The organism is Sphingomonas sp. Leaf357, from assembly GCF_001423845.1.
Lineage (GTDB): Bacteria > Pseudomonadota > Alphaproteobacteria > Sphingomonadales > Sphingomonadaceae > Sphingomonas.
Genome location: NZ_LMPM01000001.1, coordinates 2,629,664 through 2,655,641 on the forward strand (window position 1 = coordinate 2,629,664; position 25,978 = coordinate 2,655,641).

Annotated in this window: 19 protein-coding genes; 17 read left to right on the forward strand and 2 right to left on the reverse strand. The window is 65.5% G+C overall.

The window, feature by feature from the left end; translation table 11 throughout:
* Positions 1 to 186: 186 nt before the first annotated feature.
* From ASG11_RS12360 to kynA, 10 genes are read left to right on the forward strand one after another with little or no spacing between them, the layout of a single operon-like run.
* Positions 187 to 2,469 carry a bifunctional salicylyl-CoA 5-hydroxylase/oxidoreductase gene (locus tag ASG11_RS12360; protein WP_055779612.1) on the forward strand — a complete coding sequence of 761 codons (2,283 nt, stop codon included), beginning with the start codon at positions 187 to 189 and terminating at the stop codon, positions 2,467 to 2,469.
* Positions 2,466 to 3,230, forward strand: coding sequence for an SDR family NAD(P)-dependent oxidoreductase (locus tag ASG11_RS12365; protein ID WP_055779615.1), 765 nt, complete (start codon positions 2,466 to 2,468; stop codon positions 3,228 to 3,230). Before ASG11_RS12360 ends, ASG11_RS12365 begins: the two co-directional genes overlap by 4 nt.
* Complete coding sequence (locus ASG11_RS12370) at positions 3,227 to 3,724, forward strand: MarR family winged helix-turn-helix transcriptional regulator (RefSeq protein ID WP_055779618.1); 498 nt, start codon at positions 3,227 to 3,229, stop codon at positions 3,722 to 3,724. The genes ASG11_RS12365 and ASG11_RS12370 overlap by 4 nt, the downstream gene beginning before the upstream one ends.
* Entirely contained in the window at positions 3,721 to 4,530 is an 810-nt protein-coding gene (locus ASG11_RS12375) for an enoyl-CoA hydratase family protein (RefSeq protein WP_055779622.1), read from the forward strand. Before ASG11_RS12370 ends, ASG11_RS12375 begins: the two co-directional genes overlap by 4 nt.
* Complete coding sequence (locus tag ASG11_RS12380) at positions 4,530 to 5,696, forward strand: acyl-CoA dehydrogenase family protein (RefSeq protein WP_055779625.1); 1,167 nt, start codon at positions 4,530 to 4,532, stop codon at positions 5,694 to 5,696. Before ASG11_RS12375 ends, ASG11_RS12380 begins: the two co-directional genes overlap by 1 nt.
* Positions 5,693 to 6,106 (forward strand): acyl-CoA thioesterase, encoded by a 414-nt coding sequence (locus tag ASG11_RS12385; protein ID WP_055779627.1) that lies wholly within the window; start codon positions 5,693 to 5,695, stop codon positions 6,104 to 6,106. Before ASG11_RS12380 ends, ASG11_RS12385 begins: the two co-directional genes overlap by 4 nt.
* Entirely contained in the window at positions 6,103 to 6,507 is a 405-nt protein-coding gene (locus ASG11_RS12390; RefSeq protein WP_055779630.1) for a RidA family protein, read from the forward strand. The genes ASG11_RS12385 and ASG11_RS12390 overlap by 4 nt, the downstream gene beginning before the upstream one ends.
* Complete coding sequence (locus ASG11_RS12395; RefSeq protein WP_055779633.1) at positions 6,504 to 8,099, forward strand: AMP-binding protein; 1,596 nt, start codon at positions 6,504 to 6,506, stop codon at positions 8,097 to 8,099. The genes ASG11_RS12390 and ASG11_RS12395 overlap by 4 nt, the downstream gene beginning before the upstream one ends.
* Complete coding sequence (gene kynU, locus ASG11_RS12400; RefSeq protein ID WP_055779635.1) at positions 8,096 to 9,289, forward strand: kynureninase; 1,194 nt, start codon at positions 8,096 to 8,098, stop codon at positions 9,287 to 9,289. Before ASG11_RS12395 ends, kynU begins: the two co-directional genes overlap by 4 nt.
* The gene (gene kynA, locus ASG11_RS12405) at positions 9,286 to 10,125 is read left to right on the forward strand and encodes a tryptophan 2,3-dioxygenase (RefSeq protein WP_055779638.1); all 840 of its coding nucleotides are present in this window, start codon (positions 9,286 to 9,288) and stop codon (positions 10,123 to 10,125) included. Before kynU ends, kynA begins: the two co-directional genes overlap by 4 nt.
* A 164-nt stretch (positions 10,126 to 10,289) precedes the next feature.
* On the opposite strand, the gene ASG11_RS12410 is transcribed toward kynA, so the two are convergent.
* Positions 10,290 to 12,575, reverse strand: coding sequence for an EAL domain-containing protein (locus ASG11_RS12410; protein ID WP_236697469.1), 2,286 nt, complete (start codon positions 12,573 to 12,575; stop codon positions 10,290 to 10,292).
* Between the two features lie 29 nt (positions 12,576 to 12,604).
* Entirely contained in the window at positions 12,605 to 14,260 is a 1,656-nt protein-coding gene (locus ASG11_RS12415; protein ID WP_055779644.1) for a ShlB/FhaC/HecB family hemolysin secretion/activation protein, read from the reverse strand.
* A gap of 205 nt (positions 14,261 to 14,465) precedes the next feature.
* Between ASG11_RS12415 and ASG11_RS12420 the strand changes: the two genes are divergently transcribed.
* The 7 genes from ASG11_RS12420 to ASG11_RS12450 all read left to right on the forward strand — a co-directional run bounded on the left by ASG11_RS12420 (position 14,466) and on the right by ASG11_RS12450 (position 25,952).
* The gene (locus ASG11_RS12420; protein WP_236697470.1) at positions 14,466 to 16,445 is read left to right on the forward strand and encodes a FecR family protein; all 1,980 of its coding nucleotides are present in this window, start codon (positions 14,466 to 14,468) and stop codon (positions 16,443 to 16,445) included.
* A gap of 552 nt (positions 16,446 to 16,997) precedes the next feature.
* Complete coding sequence (locus tag ASG11_RS12425) at positions 16,998 to 17,558, forward strand: PEPxxWA-CTERM sorting domain-containing protein (RefSeq protein ID WP_055779648.1); 561 nt, start codon at positions 16,998 to 17,000, stop codon at positions 17,556 to 17,558.
* 853 nt (positions 17,559 to 18,411) lie between these two features.
* Positions 18,412 to 19,935: a carboxylesterase/lipase family protein gene (locus ASG11_RS12430; RefSeq protein WP_168371732.1), complete on the forward strand. Its 1,524-nt coding sequence runs from the start codon at positions 18,412 to 18,414 to the stop codon at positions 19,933 to 19,935.
* A gap of 9 nt (positions 19,936 to 19,944) precedes the next feature.
* A complete protein-coding gene (locus ASG11_RS12435; RefSeq protein WP_236697471.1) occupies positions 19,945 to 21,432 on the forward strand; it encodes a carboxylesterase/lipase family protein in 1,488 nt (495 codons plus the stop codon).
* A 13-nt stretch (positions 21,433 to 21,445) separates the two neighbouring features.
* Complete coding sequence (locus ASG11_RS12440) at positions 21,446 to 22,219, forward strand: SDR family NAD(P)-dependent oxidoreductase (protein WP_055779653.1); 774 nt, start codon at positions 21,446 to 21,448, stop codon at positions 22,217 to 22,219.
* A 10-nt stretch (positions 22,220 to 22,229) separates the two neighbouring features.
* Positions 22,230 to 23,537, forward strand: a complete 1,308-nt coding sequence (locus ASG11_RS12445; protein ID WP_055779655.1) for a glycoside hydrolase family 1 protein — start codon at positions 22,230 to 22,232, stop codon at positions 23,535 to 23,537.
* A gap of 162 nt (positions 23,538 to 23,699) precedes the next feature.
* Positions 23,700 to 25,952 (forward strand): TonB-dependent receptor, encoded by a 2,253-nt coding sequence (locus tag ASG11_RS12450; protein WP_055779658.1) that lies wholly within the window; start codon positions 23,700 to 23,702, stop codon positions 25,950 to 25,952.
* Positions 25,953 to 25,978 lie beyond the last annotated feature (26 nt).

The following is a 25,978-nucleotide window of genomic DNA, read 5'->3' on the forward strand; positions in this document are numbered from 1 at the left end:
ACGTGATCCTGTCGGCGTCGTTTTCTTGCAGCACACACGCCATCGCGCCGAAGCCACTTCGTCATTGGTGGGGTGTGTGTCGGGCAAAGCAGGCCTTCCCAGGGGTGTATGGCCAATTTCCATTCGTTCTGCGCCTTGCAACCGACTAAAAACTGCTTCAAGCTTGAACGAATTGGAGGCGGACTGATGCGTGTTGCGTGCGTGGGCGGCGGGCCGGCGGGCCTGTATTTCGCCATCTCGATGAAAGTGCGCGAGCCAGCGCACCAGATTGAGGTGTTCGAGCGCAATCGCGCCGGCGAGACGTTCGGCTGGGGCGTTGTCTTCTCCGACCAGACTGTCGAGAATCTGATGGCGAACGACGCTGTCAGCGGGCGTGCGATCGCCGACGAGTTCGCGCATTGGGACGACATCGACGTGTCGATCGAGGGAACGGCGATCCGATCGTCCGGACATGGGTTCATCGGCATCGGTCGCAAGCGCCTGCTTGAGATCCTGACAGAGCGTGCCCGCGACCTCGGCGTGGTCCTGCATTTCGAGGCCGAGTCGAGCGACGATCTCGCCGACTATGCCGATTACGATCTGGTGATAGCCGCCGACGGTCTCAACAGCCGCTTGCGCAAGCGCTACGCCGAGCATTTCGGCGTCGATATCGACATCCGCCGCAACAAGTTTGTCTGGCTGGGCACGCACAAGACGTTCGACGCCTTCACCTTCGCGTTCGAGAAGACCGCGGCGGGTTGGATCTGGGCGCACGCCTATCGCTTCGCCGACGATCTCTCGACGTTCATCGTCGAATGCGCGCCCGATACCTGGGCAGGGCTTGGCTTCGACACGATGGACCAGCCCGCGGCGATCGCCCGGTGCGAGACGATCTTCGCGCGTCATCTGGATGGTCATGCGCTGATGACCAACGCCGCGCACCTGCGCGGGTCGGCGGCCTGGATCAATTTTCCGCGCGTGCTGTGCGACCGCTGGAACTACGACAAGCTGATCCTGATGGGCGATGCCGCGCACACCGCGCACTTCTCGATCGGATCGGGCACCAAGCTGGCGCTTGAGGATGCGATCAAGCTTGCCGAGGTGCTCAATCGGCCGGGCCTCTCGCGCGACCGGGCGCTGGCCGAATATCAGACCGAGCGCACCGTCGAGGTGCTCAAGCTGCAGAACAGCGCGCGCAACTCGACCGAATGGTTCGAGACGCTCGACCGCTACCTCGGCTTCGAGCCGATCCAGTTCGCCTATTCGCTGCTGACCCGCTCGCAGCGCGTCAGCCACGAGAATCTGCGACTGCGCGATCCGGCGTGGCTGGAGGGGGTCGAGCGCTGGTTCGCGGGCGGCGCGGATGCGGCGGTCGCGCCGATGTTCGTGCCCTACCGGCTGCGCGAGATGACGCTGGCCAACCGTGTCGTCGTGTCGCCGATGGCGACCTATTCGGCGACCGACGGCACACCCGGCGATTTCCATCTCGTCCATTACGGCGCGCGCGCGCAAGGGGGCGCGGGCCTTGTGTTCACCGAGATGACCTGCGTGACGGCCAACGCGCGAATCACGCCCGGCTGCCCGGGCATGTATGACGATGCCCATGTCGCCGGGTGGCGGCGGATCACCGATTTCGTGCATGACAACAGTGCAGCGAAGATCTGTCTGCAGCTTGGCCACGCCGGCCCCAAGGGCTCGACCAAGGTCGGCTGGGAGGGGTATGACATCCCGCTCGACACAGGCAACTGGCCGCTGCTGGCGGCGTCGGACGTGCCTTGGGACACGGCCAACCAGATCCCGCGGCCCATGACGCGTGCCGACATGGACGCGGTTCGCGAGGCGTTCGTCGCCGCTACGCACCGAGCAGCGGACGCCGGGTTCGACATGGTCGAGCTTCACGCCGCGCACGGCTATCTGCTGTCGAGTTTCATCACGCCGCTGATGAACAGGCGCACCGATGAATACGGCGGCAGCCTGGAGAACCGGCTGCGTTTTCCGTTGGAAGTGTTCGTGGCGATGCGGGCGGCGTGGCCCGCCGAACGTCCGATGTCGGTGCGCATCTCCGCCAACGATTGGTCTGGCGACGATGGGGTGACGCCCGGCGAGGCGGTCGCGATCGGACGGGCGTTCGCGGATGCCGGAGCCGATCTGATCGACGTGTCGGCCGGGCAGACCTGGGCCGACGCGAAACCGGTCTATGGCCGGATGTTCCAGACCCCGTTCGCGGATCGCGTCCGCAACGAGGCGAAGGTCGCGACGATGGCGGTGGGCAACATCTTCGAACCCGACCACGTCAACTCGATCCTAGCCGCGGGCCGCGCCGATCTCGTCGCGCTCGCGCGGCCGCACCTGATCGACCCGATGTGGACGTTGCGCGCCGCCGCCGGCGCCGGGCATGCAAACATCTTCGTCCCACCACCCTATCTTGGTGGCCAGGCGCAGATCACGCGCAACCTTGCGCGCACCGCCGAAATGGAGGGGCGCGCGTGACGGCTCTCGCGGGTCTTCACGCAATCGTCACCGGCGGCGGCACCGGGATCGGCGCCGAGATCGCTCGCACGCTTGCCGAGCAGGGCGCGGTCCTGACGCTGGTCGGACGGCGGCGCGCGCCGCTTGATGCCGTCGCCGCGCAGATCGGCGGCGCGTGCGTGGCCGGGGCCGACGTATCGGTGCGCGCGGAGGTCGATCGCGCCTTTGCGACGGCGCGCGCCGCGCATGGCCCGATCGCGATCCTGGTCAACAATGCCGGCATGGCCGGTAGCGGTCCTTTCGGCCGCGTTGCCGAGAATGACTGGCGCCGCATCATGGCCGTCAACCTCGATGCGCTATTTCATTGCTGCCAGTCGGCGCTGCCCGATCTTAGAGAGGCGCAAGCCGGCCGGATCGTCACGATCGCCTCGACCGCGGGCCTGCGCGGCTATGCCTATACCGCCGCCTATACCGCAGCGAAGCATGGCGCGGTCGGCCTTACGCGCGCGCTCGCGCTCGAGCTCGCCGGGACGAATATTACCGTCAATGCAGTTTGCCCCGGCTTCACCGACACCGCGATCGTCGCTGACGCCGTGGACAAGATCCGCAGCGCGACGGGGCGCAGCGCCGATGAGGCGGTGGCCGAACTGACGCGCTTCAACCCGCAGGGCCGGCTGATTCAACCGCGCGAGGTCGCCGATGCCGTCGTCTGGCTGTGCCGGCCGGGCAGTGCGTCGATCACCGGCCAGACGATTTCGGTATCGGGCGGAGAAACGCAATGACCACGAACCTCGCCATCTCGGAAAAGCATGGCGGCGGGCTCGACGACCGCGCCAGCGTGCGCATCTGGCTGCGGCTGCTGAGCTGCACGATGACCATCGAGAAGCTGGTCCAGCGCCGCCTCGGTGGCGAGTTCGCCAGCACGTTGCCCCGTTTCGACGTGCTGGCCGCGCTCGATCGCAGCGACGGCGGCATGACGATGGGCGAATTGTCGAAGGCGCTGCTCGTCTCGAACGGCAACGTGACGGCGATCGTCCAGTCGCTGCGCCGGGATGCCCTGGTCCTGACGGCATCGCACCCGACCGACAAGAGATCGTCAGTCGTCAGCCTCACCCCGGCCGGCCGCGCGCAGTTCTCGGTCATGGCGGCGGCGCATCACGGCTGGATCGACGATCTGTTCTCCAGCCTCGACACCTCCGAGCGCGACGGGCTCTATGCCGCGCTCGGCCACCTCAAGGCCTCGCTCGGCGAGGCGACCCGAAAGGAACGGCCATGAACCCGGCGACCTTCGCGCCCACCAATTTCGGCTGGGCCTTCGACGACGGCGTCGCGACCGTCACGCTCAACCGGCCGGAGCGCAAGAATCCGCTGACGTTCGAGAGTTACGCCGAGCTGCGCGACGCGTTTCGTGCCTTGGTCTATGCCGACGCGGTCAAGGCAGTGATCGTCACCGGCGCGGGCGGCAATTTCTCGTCCGGCGGCGACGTTCACGAAATCATCGGCCCGCTGACCGGTATGGCGATGCCCGAGCTCCTGAAGTTTACACGAATGACGGGCGATCTCGTCAAGGCCATGCGGGGATGCCCCCAGCCGATCATCGCCGCTTTGGACGGCGTGTGCGTCGGCGCGGGGGCGATCATGGCGATGGCCTCGGATCTGCGGCTCGCGACGCCCGAGACGAAGACAGCGTTCCTGTTCACCCGGGTCGGCCTGGCCGGATGCGATATGGGCGCCTGCGCGCTGCTGCCGCGCATCATCGGGCAGGGGCGCGCGTCCGAACTGCTCTATACCGGACGCGTCATGACGGCGGCCGAGGGCGAGCGCTGGGGCTTCCACAACCGTCTGGTCGAACGGCCTGCGCTGATCGACGAGGCGACCGCGCTGGCGCGGTCGCTGGCGAGCGGCCCAACGTTCGCGCACGGCATTACCAAGACCCAGCTCGCGACCGAATGGGCGGTCGGCATCGACACCGCGATCGAGATGGAGGCGCAGGCGCAGGCGATCTGCATGGCGACCGGCGATTTCCGCCGCGCCTTCGAGGCGTTTGCGGAAAAGCGCACGCCGGTGTTCGAGGGCAATTGATGGCCGACCGCAGCTTTCTCGACTGGCCGTTCTTCGATACCGCGCATCGTAAGTTGGGCGACGCACTGGAAGCGTGGTGCGTGGGAAACGTCAACGCGTCCCACAGCGACGACGTCGATGCCGAATGCCGCGCGCTGGTACGCAAACTCGGCGATGGCGGCTGGCTGCGCTATTGCGTGCCGGCGGCCTATGGCGGCGCGCTGGAAACGCTCGACGTTCGCTCGCTGGCGCTCATCCGCGAGACGCTCGCCCGCCATTCCGGCCTCGCCGACTTCGTCTTCGCGATGCAGGGCTTGGGGTCGGGCACGATCACCTTGTTCGGCACCGAGGCGCAGAAACAGGCGTATCTGCCGGCCGTCGCGCGCGGCGAGAAGATCGCGGCCTTCGCGTTGACCGAACCAGCCTCGGGGTCGGACGTCGCGGCGATGGAAACCACTGCGACGCTCAACGGCGATGATTATGTGGTGAACGGTGCAAAAACCTATATCTCGAACGGCGGTATCGCCGATTTCTACGTCCTGTTCGCGCGCACCGGCGAGGCCCCGGGCGCTAAGGGCGTCTCGACCTTCATTCTGGATGCCAACGCCGCGGGGCTGGACGCGAGTGAGCGGATTGAGGTCATCGCGCCACATCCGCTGGCGACGTTGCGGTTCGACAACGTCCGGCTCGGCCACGATGCGCTACTCGGCGAACCCGGGCGAGGCTTCGCCCAGGCGATGGCGACGCTCGATATCTTCCGCACCACCGTCGGGGCCGCCGCGCTCGGTTGCGCCCGTCGTGCGCTCGACGAGGCGACGGAACGCGCGCTGACCCGCAAGCTTGGCGACGGCATGCTCTCCGACAATGCCGTGACTCAGGCGACGCTCGCCGACATGGTGCTCGACGTGGATACCGCCGCCTTGCTGATCTACCGGGCCGCCTGGCTGCGCGATGTGCAGGGCGTCAGGAACACGCGCGAAGCCGCTCTGGCCAAGCTGCACGCCACCGACAGTGCGCAGCAAGTGATCGACAAGGCGGTGCAATTGTTCGGCGGCATGGGGGTTACGGTCGGGGCCACCGTCGAGGCGCTCTACCGCGAAGTACGGGCGCTCCGGATCTACGAAGGCGCCTCCGAGGTCCAACGTGTGGTGATCGCCCGCGAGCATCTGAAGGCATATCGGCGATGAGCCGCCCCTTCCCTGCCCGCCGTCGACTGCGCTTCGCACACTGCGATGCGGCGGGGATCGCTTATTATCCAAGCCTGTTCGAACTGGCCGACGGGGTGATCGAGGACTGGACCGAAATCGTACTCGGCGTGCCACGCAGCATCCTCCACCTGGAGCTGCACCGAGCGCTGCCCACGGTCGAATTGGTGACCAGCTTTGTCAGTGTCAGCCGCCTGGGGGACTGGCTCGATTTCACGCTCCGCGTCGACAGGCTGGGCACCAGTTCGATCGATTTCGTGCTCGAGATGCGCTGCGGCAACGAGCATCGCCTGACCACCCGCTATACCCAGGTGCTGATCGACATGACGACGATGCGCCCGCTGCCCTGGCCGAACGACTGGCGCGCGCGGATCGAGGAGACGATGCGATGAGCGTTCACGAGATCCTGCAGCCCGCCGGCTGGGACCGGCCCAAAGGCTATGCCAACGGCATCGCCGCGACCGGCAGAACCGTTTTCACCGCCGGCGTGATCGGCTGGGACGCGCAGGAAAACTTCGTCGCGACCGACTTCGCGGGCCAGTTCCGCCAAATACTGGTCAACACGCTGGCGATCCTGGCGGAGGGCGGCGCCGCGCCCGAGCATATCGTCCGGATGACGTGGTACATCACCGATCGCAACGACTATCTCGCATCGGCCCGCGAGGTCGGCGCGATCTATCGCGAGTTGCTGGGCCGCAATTTTCCGACGATGGCGGTGGTGATCGTCGCAGGCCTGATCGAACCGACCGCCAAGCTGGAGATCGAAACAACCGCGATGGTGCCGCTGCCATGACCAGCGCGCATGTCGACACGTTCGTGCGCGACCGACTGCCGCCTCCATCGCTCCAACCGGAATTCCGCTTGCTCGACTATCCGGAGCGCCTGAACTCCGCGGTCGCTTTGTTGGACGGGATTGACCCCAACATGGTCGCGATCGCCAATGATAGCGTTAGCTGGCGCTACGGCGAACTGCACGAGCGGTCGGATGCCATCGCTCGCGTGCTGGTCGAGCAGGCGGGGTTGGTTCCCGGCAACCGGGTGCTGCTTCGCGGGGCCAATACCGCGACGATGTTCGCCGCCTGGCTCGGTATCCTCAAGGCCGGGGGCGTGGTGGTCGCGACCATGCCGATCCTGCGCGCGGGCGAGATCGCGGATATCGTCGCGCGGGCGGCGGTCAGCCATGCGATCGTCGACAGCCGCTGCCTGGCCGATTTCAGAACGGCGCAAGCGACCTGCCCGACGCTGCGTTCGACTTTGGTCTATGATGGCGATGCCGGCACCGGCGAACTCGAAGCGCGGATGGCCGCCGTCGCCCCCGGCTTCGACGCCGTCGCCACGCACCGCGACGACCCGGCACTGATCGCCTTCACGTCAGGTACCACCGGCACGCCCAAGGGCTGCATCCAGTATCACCGCGACATTCTTGCCCCCGCCGATTCTTTCGCTCGGCAAGTTCTCGCGCCGCGCGCCGGAGATCGCTGGCTATGTTCCGCGCCGATCGCGTTCACCTTCGGCCTTGGCATGCAACTGATCTTCCCGCTGCGCTTCGGCGGCACGGCCGTGACGCTTGAGAACACGACCCCCTCGGCGCTGATCGATGCGGTGGAGCGGATGGGCGTCAATATCCTGGCCACCGCGCCCACCGCATACAAGGCGATGCTCACCGGCCTGACCGACGTACCAAGATCGCTGCGGACCTGCGTCTCCGCCGGCGAGCATCTGCCAGCAAACGTCTGGCATGCCTGGCGCGCGGCGACGAGGCTTGAGATCGTCGACGGTATCGGCGCGACCGAGATGATGCACGTCTTCGTCTCGGCCTCCGGATCCGACATTCGGCCCGGCGCGACCGGTCGTGCGGTGCCAGGATACGATGTTACCGTGCTCGACGAGACCAACCAGCCGATGGCGAGCGGCACCGGGCGGCTGGCGGTGCGCGGCCCGACCGGCTGCCGTTACCTCGACGACGAGGATCGCCAACAAGTCTATGTCGTCGACGGCTGGAACGTCACCGGCGACACCTACCGGCGCGACGAGGATGGCTATTTCCACTTCGTCGCGCGCTCCGACGACATGATCGTGTCAAGCGGCTACAATATCGGCGCGCCGGAGGTGGAAAACGCCTTGTGCGCGCATCCGGCGGTACGGGAATGCGCGGTCATCGGCGCGCCATGCCCCGATCGCGGCATGAAAGTGAAGGCGTTCATCGTCGTTGCCCCGGGACATGAAGCCGGGGCGGCGCTCGCCAAGGCACTGCAGGACCATGTGAAGGCGCAGATCGCGCCGTACAAATATCCGCGCGAGATCGTGTTTCTCGGCGCGCTGCCCAAGACCGCGACCGGCAAGATCCAGCGTTCCGCCCTGCGCCATCCGGAGACCCAGCCTTGACCGACTTCACCGCCACGCGCGCGCTGTTCGAGCTTCCGGCCGGCGTGATCTATCTCGACGGCAATTCGCTGGGTCCGCTGCCGCGCGGCGTGCACGCGCGGCTGGCGGACGCGGTCGCCGCCGAATGGGGCGAGCAGCTAATCCGCGCCTGGAACGATGCCGGCTGGATAACCCTGCCGCGCCGCGTCGGCGACCGGGTCGGCCGGCTGATCGGCGCGCCAAAAGGCAGCGTCGTAATGGGCGACACGCTGTCGATCAAGGTCTATCAGGCGCTCGCCTCGGCGCTCGATCTCGTGCCGACACGCCGCGTGGTGCTGTCGGACAGCGGTAATTTCCCGACCGATCTGTATATGGCCGAAGGGTTGCTCGCCTCGCTCGGGCGCGGCCACGATCTCAGGATCGTCGCGCCCGAGGATGTCGCAAGCGCGATCGACGAGAGCGTTGCGGTGGTGATGATCACCGAGGTCGATTACCGCACCGGGCGCCGACACGACATGCCGGCGCTGATCGCCAAGGCGCATGCGATGGGCGCGCTGGTGATCTGGGATCTCGCGCATTCGGCCGGCGCGCTGCCGGTCGATGTCGCCGCGGCCGATGCCGATTTCGCGGTCGGCTGCACGTACAAATATCTCAACGGCGGCCCCGGATCGCCGGCCTTCATCTATGTCGCGCCCCGCCTGGCGGACGTCGCGCGGCCGGCCTTGTCGGGGTGGATGGGCCATGCGGCACCCTTCGCGTTCGATGTGTCCTATCGGCCCGGTGCCGGGATTGAGCGGATGCGCGTCGGCACGCCGCCGATCCTAGCGCTCGCCGCGCTCGATGCCGCGCTCGACGTGTGGGACGATGTGGATATGGGCGACATCCGCGCGGCGTCGCTGCGCCTGTCCGACCTGTTCATCACCGAGGTGGAAGCGCGGTGTCCGGACCTCGTGCTTGCCTCGCCGCGCGACGGCGGCGTGCGCGGCAGCCAGGTGTCATTCCGGCACCCGGACGGCTATGCGATCATGCAGGCATTGATCGCGCGCGGCGTGATCGGCGATTTCCGCGCGCCCGACATCCTGCGCTTCGGCCTGACCCCGCTCTATATCGGCGAGAGCGATATCGTCGCGGCGGTCGACATCATCGCCGACGTGATGAACACGCGCGCCTGGGACGCGCCGGAATTTCGCAAGCAAGGACTCGTGACATGAGCGGATGCCCATACGATCCGGCGGCGGAAGGTGCGCAGATGTCGTTCGACGGGCGCATGTCCTATGGCGATTATCTCCGCCTCGAAACGGTGCTCGACGCCCAGTCGCCGCTGTCCACCGCGCATGACGAGATGCTGTTCATCATTCAGCATCAGACCTCCGAACTGTGGATGAAGCTGGCCATCCACGAACTTCGCTCGGCGATCGCGGCGATCCGCGAGGATCGGCTGCAACCGGCGTTCAAGATGCTGTCCCGCGTGTCGCGCATCTTCGAACAGTTGAACGGCGCTTGGGACGTGCTGCGCACGATGACCCCGAGCGAATATACGATGTTCCGGGATTCGCTCGGCCAGTCGTCCGGCTTCCAGTCGCATCAGTATCGCGCGGTCGAATTCCTGCTCGGCAACCGCAACCTGGCGATGCTCAAGCCCCACGCCCACCGCACCGATACTACGGGCATGCTGGAAGCGATCCTTGGTGCGCCGAGCCTGTACGACGAGGCACTTCGGCTGATCGCCCGCCGGGGCTTCGACATCGGCATCGATGCGACGCGGAGCGACTGGCGCGAGACACGCACGGAAAATCCTGCGGTGCTGGCCAGCTGGGCGGCGATCTATCGCGCGCCGGAAGCGCATTGGGCGTTGTACGAACTGGCCGAAAAGCTCGTCGATCTTGAGGATTATTTCCGTCGCTGGCGCTTCAATCACGTAACGACCGTCGAGCGGATCATCGGCCTGAAGACCGGCACAGGAGGTACGGGCGGTGTCTCCTACCTGCGCCGCATGCTCGATGTCGTGCTGTTCCCCGAATTGTGGAAAGTGCGCACAGAGTTGTGATTGCGTTCACCACGATCGTGTGCCGTCTGGTCGCCCGTTCGAATTAGCGACCACCTACCTCATCCTCCTAGGCGCCCTTTTCAGCAGGGTCTGTGGCGATACTGGCGACGATCTGCGGCCACCATTCCACCAAGACAAGCGGGGCGAATGCGAACGACTGCATCTCACGCGACCTGAGCAATGCTCGCATCGAGCAATTGCAGCAACCGGGGCAGCGGTACGGGACGCGAGATGAGATAGCCCTGGATCAGGTCGCACCCGCAATCGCGCAGGAATGCGAGGCAGTCGACATCTTCCACGCCTTCCGCAACCACTTTCAGGCCGAGGTTATGCGCTAATTCTATGGTCGATCGTACGAGCAGCGCATCGTTGGCATTGCGGTGAGCGTGCTGCACGAAGCTCCGGTCGATCTTCAACTCGCTGAGCGGCAACTGGCGGAGATAGGTCAGCGTCGATTGGCCCGTGCCATAATCGTCCATCGACACGGCGATGCCAAGATCACGATACCGCTTCAGCGCGGCGATCGCGCTGACCGGGTCCGACATGGTCGCGGACTCGGTGACTTCGAACACCAGAGACGAATTCGGCAAGCCTGAAGCCCGCAGGATCGCCTCGACCCTGGTGTTGAACGACGCGTCGGACAACAGGTTTGCAGAGATGTTGACCGCGGCCGTGACGTCGGCATGCGTAGATCGCCACGCCGCCAGATCGCGGACGACCCTGCGCAAAACATGAAGCGTCATCGGCTCGATGCGGTTGGTCTTTTCCGCCAGCGGAATGAACAGATCGGGTCCGATGAAGCCACGCTGCGGATGTTGCCAGCGGACCAGCGCCTCGACGCTGGTGATGCGATCTTCGCGCAGGTTGTATTTGGGTTGATAGAAGACCTCGATCTGGTCGGCGGCCAAGGCGTCGTCCAGTTCGCCCATCAGTGATATGGCGACGTCGCGATCCTCGGTTTCGTGGGTGCTGCTGCGCCAGAAGACCCCTGCCCTCGCCGCATCGTCGGCCGCGATCGCCGCTTCGACCAGCAGGTGTTCGACGGTGTCCGTTCCCGACGACACACCTGCCGAGGCAGCGACGTCGACCCGGCGTCCGGCGACCTCGACCGGCTGGCGCAACACGAGGCGAAGGCCGTCTAGGGTATCCTCGATCGGCTGATCGGCCGGCAATGTGAAGGCCAGTTGCCGCTCGCTGGTACGAAACACGCGCCGCTCGTCGGCGATCAGCGCAAGCCTCTCGGATACGCGTGTCACGACATCGCTCGTCCCGCGGACGCCCAGCACCGCCAACAGGCTATCGTAATTGTCGATCTGGATCGCGATCAGCGTAATTGCGTCGGTCGTGTCGACGACCGCGGACATCGCACGCGCATTGGGCAATCCAGTCGCTTCGTCGATCGTCCGCTGCAGCCTGAAACTGTCGCTGACGTCGCGCAACGCACAAGCGATGCCGGCCAGAAAGATCATGCCAAGTGCGACGGCCAGCGGGTAGGTGACCAACAGCCAGTGCTGCACCGCCAAGACGACTGCGACGGTTACAGAAAGCGACAGGGCGCTGGCGAACAGCAGGCGTCGGGTCGATGCCGCCGCCACCATCGCGGCGGCCGCAAGCAGCGCGATCAGATACGGCACGAGCGCCGCTCCCTCCCCCGGCACCCCGCGCAACAGCGTTTCCGCCGCCATCGCCTGCACCACGACACCGGGAATGACGCCCCATTGCGGTGTTCCGTACCGGTCGCCCATCTCGATCGCGGTCGCCCCGATAAGGACGCTGTGGCCGCGCACCGTGGCTGGGTCGAAGCGCCCCCGGACGACATCGATAAAGCTGAGCCGAGGGATCGTCGCCGGATCGATCGACATGTCGATCGGAAAGCCGGTATCTGCGGCACCCGACCGTTGCGCGATATAGGCCGACAATGACGGCCGCGGAACGCCTGCGGTCATCGTACCGAACGGCATTGTGCGCACCTGACCATCCGGATCGGGCGCGATATTCACCGATGCCAGAGCGGCATGCGAGCGGAATTCGGGAATCGGCAACGCATCGATCGTGCGTTGATCGGTCGAATTCGCGGTCTGCCCGAACGTCGGGAGCACGACCCTGCCCTCCGCCCGCGCCAGCGCGGCGGCGAACGCGCGATCCCCGCCAGAATCCGATGAAGAGGAGAACTCGACATCGAACACGATCGGTGAGGCACCCGCTTCACGCAGCCGGTCCACGGCGGCGGCGTAATAGGAACGGGACCACGGCCAGCGCTTGATCACTGCCGTACTTTGAGCGTCCATCTCGACGATGACGACCGTGCCGCTGGCGGCGCGATGCAGGATGCCGAAACGCGCCGGCGAAAGCGCCCGGTCCATTGCCGCGCCGGTCATGCTCAGCGATAGATATAGCCCGAAAAAGGCCGTGGCCGCCAGGATCATCCACGACGACGGACGCACGCGCATCACCCTGCCACGAAGACGACCCATCCGCATCAGAACACGCGCGAAAGTCGGAAGGAGATGCGCGGCTGGCGGTTCCTGGTGTCGAACCGATCCTCGTTCAGCGGGAGCGCCACCTCCAGCATCCCGTCCAGACGGCCGCGCCCCAGACGTAGCCCGGCCGCGGTGGAGAGCAGGGCGCCACCACCCGATCCGTTGCGCAGATTGCCGACATAGCCGCCATCGACGGCACCGTAAATTTGCGCGCGATCGATCACATTGCGAACGACGCGGCCCAAATTCATCCGCAACTCCGCACCGCCGAGAATTCCGTTATCGCCCGTCCGCTCCGCATAATCGTAACCGCGCCCGAACGATGGGCCACCGACACCGATCTCCATCGTGGCAAGCAGCGGGCGCGACGCGATCTGCGCCTGTGACGACACGGCGATGCTGAAGCGGGACGCCAAGGGAACCACCCATTCCAGATCGTAATTCACGGTCAGGAACCGCGCATCGCCATCGCTGCGGGACGTGCGCAGGTCGCCCTCATGCGTCACGCCAGGAACCGGCAAACCGGCGACCAACGCGACCGAACCGCGCAGAACGCCCGGCCCGAAGCGGCTGTTGCCGTTCAGTGCGCCAGTCAACGTCGCCAGCCGGTCGTCCCGCAGATCGCTGCCGAGCAACGTCTGGTGGCTGCGCAGGCCGCGCAGTTCCACATTCGCCCACATGCTCTTTTTCTGCCCACGAATCAGCGGCATCGACAAGCTCAGGCTGCCGTCCACGCTTTCGCCGATCACCCGCAAGGGCAGCAGCGACGCGCCGGGATGTGCCCGTCCGTAGGACCCTGAAACGGACAGCGTCGTGCCGGCCGCGCTCAGCGGACTCGTATACCGCCCGCGAACGAAGAAGAATTCCGAAGGCTGGAACGGCGTCTGCGCGCTGATCAGGCCCAATTCGTCACCCGGCTGCAAGAGGCCGCGCAGGCTGCCCAGCACGGTGGACCGGATCGGCCCGACCTCCGTGCTGCCGCGATTGTCGACCTGCGCATAGGCTCCGACGCGATCCTGCTTGATCGTGACGAGCAGGATGCCGAAGCCGTCCTGACGGATGTACCGGCTTTCCACCACCGAAACGCCAGGAATGTCCCCGACCAGCAGGATCGCCCGTTCCAGCGTCTCGCGGCGAACAGCGCGACCCGTCACCAGCGATTTCGTCAGGAGTCGGTCGGCCAGGGCGTTGTTCGCGCCGATCACCCGAACCGCCGAAAGCGTGCCCGCATCCAGCTTCACGCGCAGGATGCCGTCCGCCATGGTCTGCGGCTCAACCCATGCGCTTGCGAAAGGGTAACCGGCCTTGCGAGCGCCATTGGCGATGTCACTGGCCAAACTGGATAAGGCCGCGGCGGGCAAGTCGCGGCCGATATACGGCATGATCGCCTCGGCGAATGCACTGCGCGCAATCTCCGGCGCGCCGATCACCACGATCGCGGATGCGATCCTCGGCGTCCCGGTTCGCGCCAACCCGATCACCGTGGAGGGTTCGGTGATGACGAGCGGATCGGGCTCGACGGCGGGGGCTGCGGGCTTCGGCAGAGAGCGCACGACGATCGAAGGATCGGCCTGGTTGAGCCCTACCTGCGCCGCGGCTCCCGACGCGCAGAACATCGCGGCCGCCAGTAAAATTCCACCCAACCCACGCCGCATCCAAGATCCCCGAATTCCAGAAGGACGGGGTTAGCGGTCAAGCGTTTCCAAAACGTTAGACGCGCAATGTTAGTAAAAACCCTCTTTACCGCGTCGTTGAACACCATCGCAAAGTCTGCCCCCTAGCGCCTCGGTATCGAGACCGGGTTGGAGAGACGTTTTGCGTAAACACTTGATCGCTGTTCTGGCAGCAAGCTGCTCGTCGATGGCAATGGCCAACGACCTCGGCTGGAAGGTCAGCGAAACGAGTGGCAATGTTCAGATCGCGCATAGCGGCGTGACGAAGGTCGCGGCGCGCGGCTTACAGGTGGCCGCCGGCGATACGGTGACCACCGGCCCCGGCAGTCGCGCCGTGCTGGTGCGCGGGACCGAATATATGATGGTCGCCGCCTCGTCGCGGCTGCGCTTGCCTGCCGAGGTCCAGGCGACCGGGTTCACGCAGGTGTTCGCCGAAGTCGGCAACATCGTCTTCATGATCAAGAAGAAGATGACGCCGCATTTCGAGGTCAAGACGCCTTATCTTGCGGCCGTCGTGAAGGGCACGACCTTCTCGGTCGGCATTACGTCGAAGGGTGCTTCGGTGCAGGTGCTCGAGGGCGCGGTCGATGTGGCCACGCCTGATGGCGGAGCGCACGATCTTTTGCGGCCGGGATCGGTCGCGATGGTCGGCGCGCAGGATCTGTACCGTATGCGCGTCGAGACCGCAGGCGTGACGCGCGTTCTCGAATCGCCCGCCGCCCCGACGATCGCCGCGCCGGCACCCGCCACCCCGCTCGTTACCGCCGCTGCGCCGGCGGAGACACCGGCGATCGCGGTGGCGGTATATGAAGCACCTGTCTCGCTCGCCACCGTCACCGGCGGACTGGTGAGCGGAACGATCAGCGGGAATGCCGACGTCGCCGAATTGGCAACGGTAACGAAGACGACGACCGAAGCGTCCTCGTCTGCGATCAAATCCGTCGCGACGGCCAGCAAATCGATCGCCGCCAGCGAGGCGCAGGAAAAGGCAAATCTCGCCGCCGAAAGCCAGAACGCGGCTGCCGCAGCCGCTGCGCAAGCCAAGGCGGACGCCGATCAGGCGGCGCAGCTTGCGGATGCAGCCGCACAGCGTGCTGCTTCCGCCAGCGCGCAGGCCAATGCCGACAAGGTGAACGGTGAGGCCGAATCCGCCGCCGCCAAGCTGGCCGCGCAGAATGCCGCGGTTGCAGCCGCCGCCGCCGCCGACACTGCGGCCAAGGCCGAGGCGGACCGTATCGCCAAAGCCGCCACGCGCGCGCAGGCCGATGCCGAAGCGGCCGCAGCGATCAGGGCCGCCGAGGATGCCGCCAAGGCCGCCGCAGATCGGACGTCGCAAGACGCGGCAGATGCCGCCGCCCGTGCATCGGCCGCCGCGGCGACGGCGGCTCAGAACGCCGGAAACGATGCGGCGGCGGCCGAAGCGGACCGGGCTGCCAAAGCGGCGTCTCTCGCCGCGGCTCAGGGCCTGGCCGATCAGGCGGCGACGGCGGCGGCCCAGGCGGCGGCGAAAGCTGCGGCCGCACTTGGCGATCCCATCGCCCAAGCGGATGCCGAAAGAGCCGCTCGAGATGCCGCCAAAGCAAGCGACGATGCCGCAAAGGCGATCACCGCCGTTGCTCAGGCACAGGCCGACAAGGCCGCCAAGGATGCTGCCAAAGCAGCGGCGGATCAGGCGGCAAAGGCTCTGAAAGACGCGGAAAAATCTGCCAGGGATGCTGCCGAACAAGCCTCCAAGGATGCAGGCAAACTCGCGGAGAAGGCCGCGAAGGACGCCGACGATGCGGCCAAGAAGGCGGCGAAGGCCGCTGCTGACGCGGCGCAAGCGGATGCCGACAAAGCCGCCAAGGATGCGGCGAAAGCAGCATCCGACAAGGCGGCGGAACAAGCATCGAAGGATGCGGCGAAGGCGGCCGATGCGGCAGCCAAGGCTGCAGCGGATCAAGCCGCAAAACTCGCCGACGACATTTCCAAGGCAGCGGAAAAAGCGGCCGCGAAACTCGCCGCCGATTTGGCAAAGGCTCAGGAAAAGGCCGCCCAGGACGCCAAGAAGGTCGCCGACGACGCGGCAAAGGCGGCTCAAGCTGCAGCGAATGCCGCCAACAAGGCCATCAATGACGCTGCCAAAGCTGCGGAGGATGCTCTCAAGGGCAAAGGACGAGCCGGGTGATCCGTCGTCCTCCATCTTCGCATCGGTGATGAAAGTCGGTGGCTAGATCATGGATTTTAGGCGGAATATTTAGGCGGCAGCTTCTGATACCCTGGGACGTTGGCCGTTCTCGTTGCCGCGACGCCCAACGAAAACGATGGGCGGAGCACCGAACGTGCGCAAGGTTGCGGCGCTTCCTTCCGTGAGCGAAGCCCCAAAAATGGGGGCGGCATGACCTACCATTCGGGGCCGCCGTTGGCCCTTCAGCGATCACGGTGTCCTTGGCGACGCGCGATAGCGAGCAGATGCCGCGATTACCTTATTAAAAATGCCGATGTACGAACGGCAACCGCATCACCGAGCGAGCCGATGAGAGATCGGTGAACTCCGTCTGTCGTTCATGGCCGGGTCGCTGAGTATCGCGCGTTTTCGCTCGCCACCTGTCGCTGACGATTACAACTGGCCTTGATGAGGTCTTGGAAACCGCGCTTTTTCGCGGTTGGCACGAGTCATGCTTAGTGGTCACCGATAACGTTTGAACTCGGGATTATCCCGCAACCATAAGGTGCTACCATGAGCTTCATGTCCAAGATCGCTACCGCCGCCGCAGTTGCTGCTTTCACCGTCGCAGCCGCCCCGGCAGCCAACGCTGCCGTCGTCTACACGGTCATCGGTGACACCAGCGGCGGCCCGGTTTTCAACCGTCCGACCACCCTCACCTCGACGTCGGCCGTCGGTACGGCAGTGGCGTACAACACCTTCCTGTTCTCGCCGCTCGCTGGCGGTTCGTACACGTTCCTGCTGACCAGCACGACCGCGCTGTACGATCCCTTCCTGGCGCTGTACGCCGGTGCCTTCAACCCGGCGTCGCCGCTGACGAACCTCGTCGCGTTCAACGACGATCTCAGCGGTAGCCTGACGCAGTCGGGCTTCACGTTCACGCTCGATCCGTCGGTGACCTACACCGCCGTCATCACGGGCTTCGACAACCAGGACTTCGGTACCTACAACCTGACGATCGCTACGGCTGCTGTGCCTGAGCCCGCAACCTGGGGCCTGATGGTTCTCGGCTTCGGCATGGTCGGTGCCGCTGCCCGCAAGCGCAACGTCAAGACCACGGTCAAGTTCGCCTAAATTTCGCTTCGTCACGCGAACGAGAAGCCGCTGGCCCTAGGGCTGGCGGCTTTTTGCTGTGAGCATTGCGAATTTGCGCAGCTCCAGCCCAAATCATCGGCTGTCCCGTCCGTTTTCTTCGTCGTTTCGCATGGCCGATCGACATCATTTTCGCGCCTTTTTCGCGAAGCTGCGAGCAATGCGATGGCCGGCCACCCCGCGAGGCCGTTGGCCGTGTGCTGCTGCGACGGACCATGATCGGCGTGGCAGCGATCGGAGCGCGGCGATGGCCGTAGTGTATCATTAAAATCCGTTTTCGATCTGTCCTACAAAGTCCGAGCCGCGCTATTATCCAGCTCCGCTCCTTGCGTCGTTGATACCGCCCATCGGCGTCGCCACCATCCGGCGCGCGCTGCAAAGCCTCTTGGTCGAAGCATCCCCGGCGCACATGCTCGGATCGTGTGACTTTGTGTGAACTTCCACCGCCCGCGCCCGTCACCATCCCGGCGCGCCTCTGGAGCGCACGTGTCGCGCGCCTGTCGCGCCAGTATCGCGCCGGTGCTGCGATCTTGTGACCTTCGTGTCGCGTCGCCGTCGCATCCCCGTCGCGTTGCCGTAGCAAAAGCGCCGCGATTGCCGCAAAATTCCGCCGGTGCCTCAACGTCGACAAGATTCGCGGCTCACCGACGCCCGCATCCCCGGCGCGGTCAGTCCTGCCGCCTTATCCGCGATCATGCAGATCGGCATTTAGGTTTGATCCCCCGGACCGGCGGCTGGTTTGTTGGCGGACATGCATCGATAGCGTTCAGCGACGTAAAGGACGTGGTCGGATATGGGCATAAAAGCGATGCTGGTTGCAGGTATGATCGGCGCAATGGCTCCGACAATGGCGGCGGCCAGCGGGCCACAGGTCGCAATTGTCGACGGTCGGATCGAGGGCAAAATCGTCGATCATGTCGAAGCGTATCTCGGCATTCCATATGGTGCGGACACCGGTGGAGCGCATCGCTTCCAGGCACCCCGCCCGCCCGAGAAATGGACCGGGGTCCGTGCGGCGACGGCGATGGGGAAACGGTGCCCGCAGACCGACCATAAAGTGCCGCACGATCTGATCAAATTTTCGGCAGATCCGGCGGGCGAGGATTGCCTGGTGCTCAACGTCTGGACGCCATCACGCGCCAAGCCGCACCGCCCGGTGATGGTCTGGATTCACGGCGGCGGATACGGCTTCGGATCTGCCAATGATCCGCTATACGACGGCGCCGGTCTGGCGCGCAACGAGGGCGTCGTGGTGGTCAGCCTGAACCACCGGCTGAACGCCCTTGGCTATCTGAACCTCGGGATCGACGGCGCACCCGCCAATGTCGGGCAGCTCGACATCGTCCAGGCGCTGCGCTGGATCAAAGCGAACATCGCGCGGTTCGGCGGCGATCCGGCGAACGTGACGGTGTTCGGTCAATCGGGCGGCGGGGCGAAGATCTCCGTGCTACTGGCAATGCCGACCGCCGAGGGGCTCTTCCACAAGGCGATCATCGAGAGCGGCGGATCGCTCAAGGAGCAGACTCCCGCCGAGGCCTTGGCGCAGCGCGACAAGCTGCTCGCCAGGCTCAACCTGAAGACGACCGAGGCGGCGAAATTGCGTGACGTTCCGCTTGCCGATCTGACGGCGGCCGTCGATGCGGTCGGGATCCTGTCGTTCAAGCCATGGATCGACGGGCAGACCGTACCGCGCCAGCTCTTCACCCCTGACGCGCCGAAAGCCGCCGCTCGCATTCCCCTGCTGATCGGAACCGCCCGCGACGAGGCGACGTCGATCCTGATCGCCAATCCGATGTGGCCGAAGATGGACGAGGCGATGGTGCGAACGGCGATCACGCCCATGGTCGGCGCACCGAACGTCGATCGCACGATGGCCGCGTACAAGGCGCGACGCCCAACGGATACGGCATCGCAGATCTTCGCTAGCATCTTCACCGACTATGGTTTCACGCACAGCGCGCAGGTGCTGGCAGCGCGGCAGGCAGCGAACAACGGCGGCGCGGTCTGGATGTACCGCACCGATTGGCAGACGCCGGTTCTGGGCGGCGCATTGCGCTCGCCGCACGGAATCGAACTGCCATTCCTGTTCGATGCGCTCGCCACCTCGCCGGAATTGGTCGGCGCGACGCCGCCAGCCGCCATGGTGAGGATGTTCCAGCACAGTTTCGCGACCTTCGCGCGGACAGGCGTGCCGTCCGGTGGCGGCCTGCCGAGCTGGCCGCGGTACGAAACCGGCCGCCGTCAGACGATGGTGTACGACCAGGTGCCGCATCTCGTCGCGGACCCCGACCCCGCGATCCGCGCCTTGTGGGACGGGATCACCGGCGAAGCCGCAACGTCTCCGGCCGCGAGCCAATAGGACATGTCGATGGACAGCAGCATGATCAACGACGAGCGCGTCGTCCTGACCGCCGGCACGATAGTTGGAACGCGCGACGGCGGCGTGCGCAGCTTCTTCGCTATCCCCTATGCCGCACCGCCGGTCGGGGAACGACGCTTTGCCCCGCCCGCTCCGGTCGATCCATGGAGCGGCGAGCGCGACGCCACGATGCGCGGAGCAAGCGCACCGCAGCGGATCAAGGACTTTCCGGGCCTCGACATCATACCCCTGGTCGGCGATGGCCAGGCACGCGGCGACGATTATCTGACGCTCAACGTCGTCGCGCCGGTCGATGCCGCCGGGCGCCCGGTGATGGTGTTCATTCACGGCGGCGGCTTCGTCGTCGGCAGCAAGGATGCGTCGGTTCAGGACGGCACGACCTTCGCGCGCGACGGCATCGTGTATGTCGCGATCAATTACCGGCTCGGCATCGACGGCTTCCTGCCCATTCCCGGCGTGCCGACCAACCTCGGCCTCCGCGACATGATCGCCGCGCTCACCTGGGTGCGGGATAACATCGCGGCGTTTGGAGGCGACCCGACCAATGTCACCGTGTTCGGCGAGTCCGCCGGTGCGATGGCGATCGCCGACCTGATCGCGTCGCCACTGGCACAAGGCCTGTTCGGTCGCGCGATCGTGCAGAGCGGACATGGCGCGATGGTTCGAGACATCTCGGTCGCGCAGCGGCTGGTGAAAAAGGTCGCGGGGTTGCTTAACGTGTCCCCGGACGCGGCGGGCTTCCGCGCTGTCGGCCCGGATGCGGGTCTCGACGCGGTCGAGGCGGTGTCCAAACCCACCGCCCGCATCGATCTGCGCGATGCGCAGGGTCGCGAGCCGGTGTTCGGCATCAGTCGGTTCGTGCCGGTGTTCGGAGACGACGTTCTCCCCGACAAGCCGGTCGCCGCGCTGGAAAAGGGCGTGGGCGCGGATATCCAGGTGCTGATCGGCAGCAATGCCGAGGAAATGAACCTCTATTTCGTGCCGACCGGGGTGAAGGCCAAGATCGGGCGGTTGCTGGCGTGGTTCGTGCTGCGTAAGTCGATGCCGCGCGCGTGGAGCGTGCTGAAGGCCTATGGCGCGGGCAAACGGCCGATCGGCGACGTGTTCGTCGATGCGACCACCGACCTGGTGTTCCGCTGGCCGGCACGAATGTTCGCCGCGGCGCATCGCGGCACCACGCACATGTACGAATTCGAATGGCAGTCTCCGGCAGGCGGCGGGCTCGGTGCGGCGCACGGTATGGAACTGCCGTTCGTGTTCGATTGCCTCTCCGTCACCACCGGCCCCGAAGGACTCACCGGCACCGCGCCACCGCAGGAACTGGCATCCCGCATCCATGCCTTGTGGGTCCGCTTCGCGACCGATGGCTATCTGCCGTGGCCGGCATTCGAGGCCGATACGCGGCAGGTGTATCAATTGGCGCGCGGAGAAACGGTGACCGAGCCGCCGATGCCCGCCGCGCCCTATCTGTCCTGACGGGAGACGGATCATGTATCTCGACAGGTTCCGCCTCGACGGCCGGGTCGCGTTCGTCACCGGCGGCGCGCAGGGCATCGGCTGGTGCGTTGCCGATGCCCTGGCCGAGGCCGGCGCGAGCGTCACCATCGCCGATCTCGACCCGGCCGCCTTAGCCAAAGCGTGTGAGACGCTTGCCGCCAAGGGTCGTGACGTTACCGGCCTGCGGCTGGACGTGACCGACCCCGACGCCGTCACCGCTGCCGCCGATGCGTTGATCGCCCGCACCGGACGGATCGACATCCTGATCAACAATGCCGGCATCGCGCTGAGCGAGATCGCCGCCGAGGAAATGGAGGATGCGCGCTGGCGTGCCGTGCTCGACGTCAATCTGAACGGCAGTTTCTGGTGTGCCCGCGCGTTCGGGCGGCACATGCTGGCGGCGGGATCGGGCAGCATCGTCAATATCGGATCGATGTCCGGCGTGATCGTCAATCGCCCGCAGGGCCAGGCGCATTACAATGCCTCCAAGGCGGCGGTGCATCAATTGACCAAGAGCCTCGCCGCCGAATGGGCGGATCGCGGCGTTCGCGTCAACGCCGTCGCGCCGACTTATATCGCGACACCGCTCAACGCCTTTGCCGACCAGCAATCCGAAATGTATCGCCGCTGGATCGACGGCACGCCACAGGCGCGACTGGGAGAACCTGAGGAAGTCGCCGCCGTCGTGCTCTTCCTGGCATCCGATGCGGCCAGCCTGATGACCGGCAGCATCGTGCTCGCCGACGGCGGCTATAGCTGCTGGTAAGGACAGAGAGATGGATAGGCGGACCGTAATTTCCGGGCTGGGCGCGCTGACCTTGGCCGGAGTTCCCGGCGTTGCGGCCGCCGCGCCGCCTGGGCACCGGAAAGTGCCAAAGGGCTTCCTGTGGGGATCGGCGATCTCCGCCCATCAGAGCGAAGGCAACAACGTCAATTCGGACATGTGGCTGAACGAGACTGTCCCGGGCACGCTATTTCGTGAGCCGTCCGGCGATGCCTGCGACAGCTATCATCGCTATGGCGAGGACATGCGGATCGCAGCCTCGCTGGGCTTCAACTGCTATCGTTTCGGAATCGAATGGGCGCGGATCGAACCTCGCCCCGGCGTGTTCTCGCTGGCCGAACTCGATCACTACAAAACCATGCTGGAAACATGCCACGCGCTCGGCCTGTCGCCGATGGTGACATTCTGTCACTTCACGACGCCGCGCTGGTTCGCCGCGCGGGGCGGCTTCGAGGCGCCCGACGCGCCGGATCTGTTCGCTCGCTTCGCGGGCACCGCTGCGGGTCATTTCGGATCGCTGTTGACCGCCGCCACAACCTTCAACGAGATCAATGCCCCGCGCCTCATCACGGTGCTGGCGCCCGGGTCCGAGAAGGCGCGGCCGCTGATCGATCGCATGCTCGCCGCCTCCGCGAGAGCCTGCGGGTCGGATCGTTTCGGCTCCTGGATCTTCGCGGATGCCGTGCGGATCGAGCCGCCGACCCGCATCGCCCATGTCAAGGCCTATGCCGCGATCAAGGCAGCAGGCCCGGCAAAGGTTGGCATCAGCCTGTCGATGCAGGAATTCCAGCCTGCCACCGGGGGGACGGCGAAAGTGGCGGCGCTCAATCGTGCGTTGTACGACACGTGGCTCGAACCCTCGGTGCCGTCCGACTTCATCGGCGTGCAGACCTATACGCGCGTGATGATCGGTCCGGATGGCGCCCTGCCCGTGCCGACCGGTGCCGAGCAGACCGATTCCGGCTACGAATATTATCCGCCCGCTCTTGGTGCGATGGTGCGCTACGCCGCGCAAGCGAGCGGTAAGCCCGTTTTCATTACCGAAAGCGGTATCGCCACCGGCGACGATGCGCGCCGCATCGCCTTCATCGATGCGACGCTGGCTGAGGTGCGGCAGTGCCTTGCCGACGGGATCGACCTGCGCGGCTATCTGCATTGGTCCCTGCTCGACAATTACGAGTGGACGCGGGGATACGACCATCGCTTCGGGTTGGTCGCGGTTGATCGCAAGACGTTCAAGCGTACGCCGAAGGCAAGCGCCCATCATTTAGGCCGGATCGTGAAGTCCGGACTGATCTGACTACCCATCCCTGCTCCGGCCAATTCTCTCCAGCACAATCGGGCATCCGATCGGCATAGTCATGCTGGGTGCACGACCTTCGCTATCTGATAGGACGTCTTCACCTACCTGATAGGTTGGACGATAAGATAGGCGCGGGACAGCGTCTTCAAGGGAGAGACGATGTCGGGCTTTCAATATTTCACCAAGCGCGCGCTGTTGACCGGTGCCGCGTTCGTGGCACTCCTTCCGGTCGCCGCCGTTGCGCAGGATGCGACCGCCGCTCAAGCGACGCCTACTTCGGACACCAGCGACACAGCCGAGATCGTCGTTACCGCGCAAAAGCGTAGCGAGCGGTTGCAGGACGTGCCGGCATCCGTCTCCGTGGTCTCGGCGACCGATCTGACCAAACAGGGCGTGGTTCGCTTCTCCGATTACGCCACCCGCGTGCCCGGCCTGTCGCTGACGTCGGTGCGCACCGGCCAGTCGCAGGTCACGTTGCGCGGCATCACAACCGGCGCGGCGCAATCGGCGTCTTCGACCGGCTATTATATCGACGAGGCACCGATCGGATCGGTCAACGCCTATACCGGCGGCAGCACCACGACGCCCGATCTCGACCCCTCCGACCTGTCGCAGATCGAAGTGCTGAAGGGTCCGCAGGGCACGCTCTACGGCGCGGGTGCCGTCGGTGGCCTGCTGAAGTTCGCGACCACATCGCCCAGCTTCACCGATCTCGGAGGGCGCGTTTCCGGCAATGTCACCAATGTCGCGCACGGCGGTACGGGATATGCCGGTCGCGGCGTGATCAACGTGCCGCTCGTCACCGATCAGTTGACCTTCCATGTCAGCGGCTTCTATCGGCGCGACGCCGGTTACATCGACAACGTCAACGCACGCATCGGGCGCAAAGACGTCAACCGGGCCACGGTGCGTGGCGGGCGGGCGGTGCTGGCGATGAAGCTGGGGCCGGACGTGCGACTCGATCTCTCGGCGATCGGCCAGGACACCACGACGCGGGGCCTGAACACCGTCGACGTCGACGCGGTGACGCTGCAACCCCTGTTCGGCCGGCTGACGCAGAACCGCAACGTGGTGGAGGGCAGCTTCATCAAGTTCCGCCTGTACAACGCCACGTTGCGCGCCGATCTCGGCGCGATCGATCTGGTCTCTTCCACCACGTATCAGCACACGGCGCTCAGCCAGGTGAACGACGCCACGCGCAGCTTCGGGGCGCTGCTCGGCGGGCTGTTCGGCATTCCCACGCTCGGCGTGCGATCGACGCAGAACACGCGCACCGAACGCTGGTCGGAAGAACTTCGCGCCAATGCGAACGGCGTCGCCAACGGGCTGCTCGATCTGCAGGCCGGTTTCTATTGGACGCACGAACAGGATTCCAACCGCATTCCGAGCTTCGATCCGTTTCTGACGACGACCGGTGCGACGGTGGCCTTGCCCAATATCGTGACCGCGGCGATCCTGTCGAAGTACGAGGAATATTCGCTCTTCGGAAACGCGACCGTGCATCTCGGCGACAAGTTCGATATCCTCGGCGGTGTTCGCTACAGCCATGACAAGCAGGATTATTTCCAGGATTATGCCGGCCTGATCATCGGCGCGCGCCGCATCAACACGGGACAGGAAAAGGCGAACATCGCCACCTATCTCGTCTCGCCGCGGTTCAAGTTCTCCGAAAACGCGATGGTCTACGGTCGGGTCGCATCTGGCTATCGCCCTGGCGGACCGAATGCGGTGCCGCCGCCCAGCGTGTTCGTCGCGCCGGACACGTTCGCACCCGACCGGCTGACCCAATACGAGATCGGATTCAAGGGGCAGACCGCGGATCGCTCGCTCAGCATCGATGCCGCACTGTTCTACACCAACTGGAAGGACATCCAGATCCAGACCAGCGCCGCCGGGTTCAACTTCTTCGTCAATGGCGGCAAGGCGCGCAGCCAGGGGGCAGAGGCGACGTTGCGCTACCGCCCGGTCGCTGGCCTGAACTTCGGCCTGAATGCGGGCTATACCGATGCCAAGCTGATCACCGCCGCACCGGCGGCCGGCGGGGTGGACGGTGATCGCCTGCCCTACGTTCCACGGCTCGCGGGGTCGTTCACCGCCGATTACGACATCCCGCTGAGCGGCACGATGAAGGCGAATATCGGCGGCAGTGCGAACTATGTCGGCAATCGCAATTCCGATTACAGCCAGAAATTCCCCAAACGCCTGAACGACTATACGACGTTCGATCTGCGCGCGGGCGTCGGTGACGGTGCCTGGTCGCTCTCGGCGTTCGCTCGCAACCTGACCGACAAACGCGCGATCAACGTCGTTTCGGCGGCAGGTCTCGCGCCGAGCAACACCGCCGGACAGGTGTATAACGCATCCTACATCCAGCCTCGCACGATCGGCCTGGAAGCAGCGTTCCGCTTCTGATCGGAAGAGCCGGGCAAAGGACGAAT

Excerpts from the sequence above, each read along its gene's own strand:
- kynA (WP_055779638.1), top strand. The coding sequence starts at position 9,286 with ATGAGCGGATGCCCATACGATCCGGCGGCGGAAGGTGCGCAGATGTCG.
- ASG11_RS12440 (WP_055779653.1), top strand. The coding sequence starts at position 21,446 with ATGTATCTCGACAGGTTCCGCCTCGACGGCCGGGTCGCGTTCGTCACC.
- ASG11_RS12385 (WP_055779627.1), top strand. The coding sequence starts at position 5,693 with ATGAGCCGCCCCTTCCCTGCCCGCCGTCGACTGCGCTTCGCACACTGC.
- ASG11_RS12450 (WP_055779658.1), top strand. The coding sequence starts at position 23,700 with ATGTCGGGCTTTCAATATTTCACCAAGCGCGCGCTGTTGACCGGTGCC.
- ASG11_RS12395 (WP_055779633.1), top strand. The coding sequence starts at position 6,504 with ATGACCAGCGCGCATGTCGACACGTTCGTGCGCGACCGACTGCCGCCT.
- ASG11_RS12380 (WP_055779625.1), top strand. The coding sequence starts at position 4,530 with ATGGCCGACCGCAGCTTTCTCGACTGGCCGTTCTTCGATACCGCGCAT.
- ASG11_RS12410 (WP_236697469.1), bottom strand. The coding sequence starts at position 12,575 with ATGCGCGTGCGTCCGTCGTCGTGGATGATCCTGGCGGCCACGGCCTTT.
- ASG11_RS12430 (WP_168371732.1), top strand. The coding sequence starts at position 18,412 with ATGGCTCCGACAATGGCGGCGGCCAGCGGGCCACAGGTCGCAATTGTC.
- ASG11_RS12375 (WP_055779622.1), top strand. The coding sequence starts at position 3,721 with ATGAACCCGGCGACCTTCGCGCCCACCAATTTCGGCTGGGCCTTCGAC.
- ASG11_RS12445 (WP_055779655.1), top strand. The coding sequence starts at position 22,230 with ATGGATAGGCGGACCGTAATTTCCGGGCTGGGCGCGCTGACCTTGGCC.
- ASG11_RS12435 (WP_236697471.1), top strand. The coding sequence starts at position 19,945 with ATGGACAGCAGCATGATCAACGACGAGCGCGTCGTCCTGACCGCCGGC.
- ASG11_RS12390 (WP_055779630.1), top strand. The coding sequence starts at position 6,103 with ATGAGCGTTCACGAGATCCTGCAGCCCGCCGGCTGGGACCGGCCCAAA.
- ASG11_RS12415 (WP_055779644.1), bottom strand. The coding sequence starts at position 14,260 with ATGCGGCGTGGGTTGGGTGGAATTTTACTGGCGGCCGCGATGTTCTGC.
- ASG11_RS12425 (WP_055779648.1), top strand. The coding sequence starts at position 16,998 with ATGAGCTTCATGTCCAAGATCGCTACCGCCGCCGCAGTTGCTGCTTTC.
- ASG11_RS12360 (WP_055779612.1), top strand. The coding sequence starts at position 187 with ATGCGTGTTGCGTGCGTGGGCGGCGGGCCGGCGGGCCTGTATTTCGCC.
- ASG11_RS12370 (WP_055779618.1), top strand. The coding sequence starts at position 3,227 with ATGACCACGAACCTCGCCATCTCGGAAAAGCATGGCGGCGGGCTCGAC.
- ASG11_RS12420 (WP_236697470.1), top strand. The coding sequence starts at position 14,466 with ATGGCAATGGCCAACGACCTCGGCTGGAAGGTCAGCGAAACGAGTGGC.